The sequence below is a fragment of the Nocardia farcinica genome (assembly GCF_029867845.1).
GTDB lineage: Bacteria > Actinomycetota > Actinomycetes > Mycobacteriales > Mycobacteriaceae > Nocardia > Nocardia farcinica_A.
Window position 1 is genome coordinate 1 of the sequence record NZ_JARWRU010001173.1, and the last position, 5401, is coordinate 5401.

General features: G+C 73.2%; 6 protein-coding genes. 4 read left to right on the forward strand and 2 right to left on the reverse strand.

Annotation, left to right across the window (positions count from 1 at the left end; genetic code table 11):
- Nucleotides 1–199: 199 nt before the first annotated feature.
- Nucleotides 200–784: a TetR/AcrR family transcriptional regulator gene (locus tag QH283_RS26150; RefSeq protein ID WP_280505593.1), complete on the reverse strand. Its 585-nt coding sequence runs from the start codon at nt 782–784 to the stop codon at nt 200–202.
- A 61-nt stretch (nt 785–845) separates the two neighbouring features.
- On the opposite strand from QH283_RS26150, the gene QH283_RS26155 reads away from it, so the two are divergent.
- The 4 genes from QH283_RS26155 to QH283_RS26170 all read left to right on the forward strand — a co-directional run bounded on the left by QH283_RS26155 (nt 846) and on the right by QH283_RS26170 (nt 3809).
- Nucleotides 846–1703 (forward strand): alpha/beta fold hydrolase, encoded by an 858-nt coding sequence (locus tag QH283_RS26155; RefSeq protein WP_280505594.1) that lies wholly within the window; start codon nt 846–848, stop codon nt 1701–1703.
- Nucleotides 1704–1902: 199 nt separating this feature from the next.
- Nucleotides 1903–2616 carry an MspA family porin gene (locus QH283_RS26160; RefSeq protein WP_280505595.1) on the forward strand — a complete coding sequence of 238 codons (714 nt, stop codon included), beginning with the start codon at nt 1903–1905 and terminating at the stop codon, nt 2614–2616.
- Nucleotides 2617–2619: 3 nt separating this feature from the next.
- Nucleotides 2620–2895, forward strand: a complete 276-nt coding sequence (locus QH283_RS26165) for a hypothetical protein (RefSeq protein ID WP_280505596.1) — start codon at nt 2620–2622, stop codon at nt 2893–2895.
- A gap of 107 nt (nt 2896–3002) precedes the next feature.
- On the forward strand, nt 3003–3809 hold the full coding sequence (locus tag QH283_RS26170) for an SDR family NAD(P)-dependent oxidoreductase (RefSeq protein ID WP_280505597.1): 807 nt from the start codon (nt 3003–3005) through the stop codon (nt 3807–3809).
- Nucleotides 3810–3824: 15 nt separating this feature from the next.
- Here the strand turns inward: QH283_RS26170 and QH283_RS26175 are convergent.
- A partial coding sequence (locus QH283_RS26175) for an alpha/beta fold hydrolase (protein ID WP_280505598.1) occupies nt 3825–5401 on the reverse strand: 1577 nt, incomplete at its 5' end.

Below are 5401 nucleotides of genomic sequence, written 5' to 3' on the forward strand. Positions count from 1 at the left end.
CCCCCCCCCCGCGCCCCCCCGGGGGCCAGCGGGCGGCCCCCGGCGCCCCCCCCCCCCGCGCGCGCCGACGGCGAATACGGTCTGCTCGCCATTCCCGGCGGGCTTGGTCTCGGCGCGGCGATCGTGGTCCAGCGCATCCGGCGCTGACCCGCGCTCCGGCGACGGCGTTCACTGCGATCGCGTTCACGGGGGCCGCGATTCACCGGGGCCGGAGTAGCCGCTCGGTGAGGTGACGGACGAGAGTTCCCGTGCTCGCGGGCGGGGCCTGCCCGGCGAGCAGGTGCCTGCGCACGGCGGCGAGCGGCAGGTCGATCACCGCGAAGGCGAGCTGATCCGCGGGCAACCCGGTCGTCTCGGCGAGCCTGTCGACGATGCTCGCGACGATCCGCTGCTGGGTTGTCTCGATCGCCGCCAGGTCGGCCCGCGCCTGCTCGGACCAGCTGTCGGGTTCGAAGGCGCGCACCCCGGCGTGCAGCACCGCCGCCCGCCCGGGCGCGCGCCCGCACCACCGCACGATCCACTCCCCCGCGGCTGCCACCGAACGCGGCGAGGGGTCGGGGCCGAGCGCGTCGAGGTACCCGGCGTGGAAGGCGCGCAGTGTCGTCGTCCACACGGCGGCGAGCAGCGCGGGGCGGTCGGCGAAGCGGTGGTAGACCGACCCACTCGGCGCGCCCACCGCCCGCGCTACCGCGCTCATGGTGACCGCACGCGCCCCACCCTCGGCGAAAAGCGTTGCGGCGGCGTCGATGAAGTCGTCCTCGCGGTGTTTCGCCGGTCTACCCACGTACCAGAGGATATGCTCTAATACGTTTTGGAGGACAGTCTCCGAAACGGGAGCAGTGCGTATGCAGACCGACATCTCGACCACCGTGCTCACCGCCGGAGACGGCGGACGCTTCGCCGTCACCCGGCTCGGCCAACCGGGGAGCCACAATCCGGTGGTGCTGATCCCCGGCCTGTTCACCGGCCGCCGATTCTGGCTCTCGGACAAGGGCGTCGGCCTGGCCGCGCACCTGGCGGCCCGCGGATTCGGCTGCTGGATCGTCGAACGCCGGGGCATCGGCGCCTCCCGCATCACCGAGGGCGGGCGGGCACGCACCGGGCTCGACGAACACCTGCGCCACGATCTGCCCGCGCTCCAGCGCCACATCGCCGAATCCGACGACCGGCCCGCCTTCCTGATCGGCCACTCCTTCGGCGGGGTGCTGGCCGCGCGAGCCGCGGCCGAGACGCTCGACCGCGATCGCCTGGCGGGCCTGGTGCTGCTGGCCGCGCAGTGCGAGGTCGGCCTGCGCGCGCTGACGCCCCCGGCAAGCCACCTGCTGCGCGCCGCGGCCACGCTCACCGGCCGCTTCCCGGCCAGGCGGCTGGGTCTCGGCAGCGACGACGAACCGGCCGCCGCACTCACCGACGCCTGCGCGTGGGTGACCGGCACCCGTCGCTCGGGCGGCTTCCTGCCGAGCCTGACCCGAATCCGCGTCCCCGCGCTCGGTTTGGTGGGCGCGGGCGATCGGTCCGACCCGCCGGAGGGCTGCCGCCGTTTCCTCGCCCATCTGTCCGGTGCGGACACCACCTTTCGGATCGCCGGGCGCGGCACCGGTTTCGCGCGCGATTACGGCCACGCCGGCCTGGTGGTCGATCCGGCTGCGCGCGCGGAGATCTGGCCGCTGGTGACGGACTGGCTGCTCGCCCGCGCCGCCTGATCCGCCCCGATCCTCCCTTTTCCCGGTCGATCTCACCCGTTTCGGGTGAGGTGCGGTCGCGCGCGATGTGGCTGGATGAGCACGACCGGTGTGCGTTCGGCACCGGTCGGGGGTTCGCGCTCGCCTCATCGACACGCGCACAGGCGCGCCGAGCGCATCCGAGAGCTTTTCCGTTCGATCCCGACTCGACTGGAGCCCGATGACTCGCACGCACGCGTTTCCGGCCACGCTCACCGCGCTGACACTGGCCGCCACCGGAATGTTCGGCACCGCTGTCTGTTCGGCGACACCGTTTCCGGGGGAGGTGAACGCGGGCGGGGTGCGGGTCGTCGCGTCGGTCGACGACAACCACTGGTTGCTCGCGGGCGACACCGCGCTCGGGGTGCCGTTCGCGCACGCGGCCAAGGTGTCGGGCAATTTCTCGGTGAACATGCAGGGGGCCAGGATTCGCGGCGGCGAGATCGTGGCGGGCTACCTGGTGGGCTGCGCGGTCGACGTGTCCGAGGGCATCGGCATCGCCATCGTCCCGGAAATCGGCGCGGGCTACGAGATCTCGCCGACCATCGGCGGTGAGGCGGGCATCGAGTTCGGGCTCGCACTCGACGCGCCGCCGGAGGTCGCGATCGGGTTCGGCGGATACGGCGAGCTCGGGCAGACCTTCGGCGTGGAGGGCGCGCTCGGCGGCGAACTCGCGGTCGGCCTGGCTCCCGGCACCGTGACGGCCCTGCCCATCGGCGCGGCGGCACTGGACGCCGAATCCACCTTCCCCTTCACCTTCGCCCACACCACCACCCCGCTGCACGTCAGCGGCTGTCTCGGCCCCGCCTCGGCCATGCCGTTCGTCAGCGCGCGCGTCGAAACCACCGGCAGCACCCTGCAAACCACCGGCTACGGCGACGCCTTCAGCTTCTGACCGGTGGACGGGGCGGGAACTCACCCCGCCCCGGCCATCGGCAGGCACATCGACGCCCGCCCGCGACCCTTCGCACCGGTGGCCGCCGTCCTCGTCGTCGGCGCGGGCCGGAGCCGGGTCGAGCGTGATTCCGGCGACCGCGGCGGCTTCGTCGTGGTGGCACCGGGCAGCATCGCGGCCGGGGCCGGGCAGGCGTTTCCCGCCGTCCGATCCCGGGAGACACCGGCGCCGGAACCTCCTGCGACCAACTCCGCCCGCGAACGTCAGGTGTCGAACTAGGCTTCGGCTCGTCGAGCCCGCCCAGCAGGTGTCCCCGGCTGCCGGGCTCCACCGGGCCGTCGCCACCGTTCGCCGGCGGCCCGTGGTTTTTGAGAACAGGAGCTTGCATGTCCGACCTCCAGCGCTATGACGGCCGTCGTGTCCTCGTCACCGGCGGCGGATCCGGGATCGGTCAGGCGACCGTCCTGCGCATCCTGCGGGAGGGCGGCCGGGTGGTCGCCGCCGACATCAGCGACGCGGGGCTGAAGGACACCGTGGCCAAGGCCGGAGCGCACGCGGAACGGTTGAACACCGTCACGGTGGATGTCGCCGAGGAGGAATCGGTGCGGGCCGGGGTGGGCGAGGCCGTGCGACTGCTCGGCGGGTTGGACACCCTGGTCAACGCGGCGGGCATCCTGCGCTCGCAGCACTTCGAGCAGACCACGCTCGCCGAGTTCGAACAGGTGCTCCGGGTGAATCTGGTCGGCACCTTCCTGGTGATCCGGGAGGCGATCCCGGCGTTGCGCGAGGGCGCCCAGCCCGCGGTGGTGAATTTCAGTTCGACCTCGGCGGCGTTCGCCCACCCGTACATGTCGGCCTATGCCGCGTCCAAGGCGGGCGTGCAGGCCATGACGCACGCGCTGGCCTCCGAATTCGCCAAGCAGGGCATCCGTTTCAACTCGGTCCAGCCCGGTTCGATCTCCTCCGGGATGACCGACGGCAGCGGCGAGTCCAAGCAGAGCGTGGGCCCCGGCCTGCCCTCGGACGCGGACTTCTCACTGTTCGGCAAGGTCCTGCCCGCCCTCCCGCTCGACGGCGGCGCGATCTTCGCCGGGCCGGAAGCGGTGGCCGCGGTCGTGGCCATGCTCGGCTCCCCCGACGCCTTCTTCGTCACCGGCACGGTGGTGCGCGTCGACGGCGGCTCCCACATGTGACCGCCGTCGAGCCACTCATCCCGCCAGCACCGCCGCGAGCTGATCGGGGTGCGTCACCTGCGGATGGTGCCCGGCGCCGTCGATGACGTCGACGCGTGCCCTGGCACCGAGCCGGGCCAGCACGTCCGCCGCCGAGGGGGCGAGCGGGTCCCGCGATCCGACCACGATGTGCACCGAACCGGGGAACGCGGCGAGCCGTTCGGCCAGGTCCGCGTGCCAGGCGCGGTCGGCGGCACGGCGGAGCAGGCGGCCGACGCGCCGGGCCACCCCGGGACGGCGGAGGTCCGCCACGCTGGTCGCCACCTCGTCGGCGTGGGCCGGCGAGCCGGTGAGCCGCCGGGACAATGTCTTCGGGCCGACGTGCCGCAGGTAGCGGCTCGCCGCCGCGCCCACCAGGACACCAGGTGCGGGTTGCAGGAAGAACGGGGCGACGAGGACGAGTTCCCCGACGCGGCCGGGTCGCCCGCTCGCCGCTTCCACCGCAGCCGCCGAGCCGATCGAGTGGCCGATGATCCGGCGCCTGCCGAGCAGCAGTTCGTCGAGCCAGCCGGGCCAGTCGCCGAGGTCGCCGCTGCTCATGCCGAGGCCGGGCAGATCGGCCACCGCCGTGTCGGTGGTGGCGGCGGCGACCAGGGACCAGGTGTCGGCATTCACCGGAAGCGGCGGCAACACGAGGGTTTTCGCGTCCTCGGGGCCGAGGAGGAAGGTGCGCACGCCTGCGCGCTCGGTGAACCGGCGTTCGAGACCGTGGTCGCCTGCCGCGCCGAAACGGTGCGCGGCGAGGTGATCGGCCCACCGGTGGATGGCGGGCATGGTGGCGGGCTTGATCAGCCCGTGCCGCGCGGCGAACTCGTCGGCGGGACCGGTCGGGTACCGGTCGGCGGACAGGAAGCCGACGGTCTCCGGGTCGGCCTTGGTCAGCGCGGGCGGCAAGCGCCGGACCACGGCGACCGGGATGCGCGCTCGCGGCACCGGAACCCGGTAGTGCTCGCCGACCTCGCGCAGCAGGTCCGGCAGCGGTGGGGTGTCGTCGTCGAGCACCCAGTAGGAGCGGTCCGCGGTCTCGGGATCGGCGGGCAGCCTCGCCATGAACCGCGCCACGTAGTCGACCGGGATCACCGGCACGAACGTGTCGGCATCGCCGGGCCGCGCCGCCATCTCGCCCCGCCACAGCAGGCGGAAGCTGTCCGCCAGGCCGAGATACTGATCGGATTCGCCGGTCGCGGCCACCCCGCTCACGGTGGACGGGTTCACCACCGTCCACCGCACGCCGCGCCGCCGCGCCTCCCGCCGCACCACGGCATCGGCCTCGACCTTGGACGCCTCGTACGGCCCGAGGTCGCGGTAGACCCGCCGGGTGTGTTCCGCGCTCCACTCCACCGCATCGTTCCGCTCGGCGACGCGATAGCCCGATACGTGCACCAGCCGTTCCAGGCCGGGTAGCGCGGCGGCCATTTCGACGATCGCGCGGGCGCTGTCGACATTGGCCTTACGCGCCTGCTCCCGCGACATCCCGAACCGGTAGGCCCCGGCGCAGTTGTAGATCTCGGTGATGCCGTCCAGCCGGGTGGTGCCGATACCGAGTCCGGGGG

Bases quoted from the DNA above. Each gene is read 5' to 3' on its own strand.
- QH283_RS26170 (WP_280505597.1), top strand. From the start codon at position 3,003: ATGTCCGACCTCCAGCGCTATGACGGCCGTCGTGTCCTCGTCACCGGC.
- QH283_RS26155 (WP_280505594.1), top strand. From the start codon at position 846: ATGCAGACCGACATCTCGACCACCGTGCTCACCGCCGGAGACGGCGGA.
- QH283_RS26160 (WP_280505595.1), top strand. From the start codon at position 1,903: ATGACTCGCACGCACGCGTTTCCGGCCACGCTCACCGCGCTGACACTG.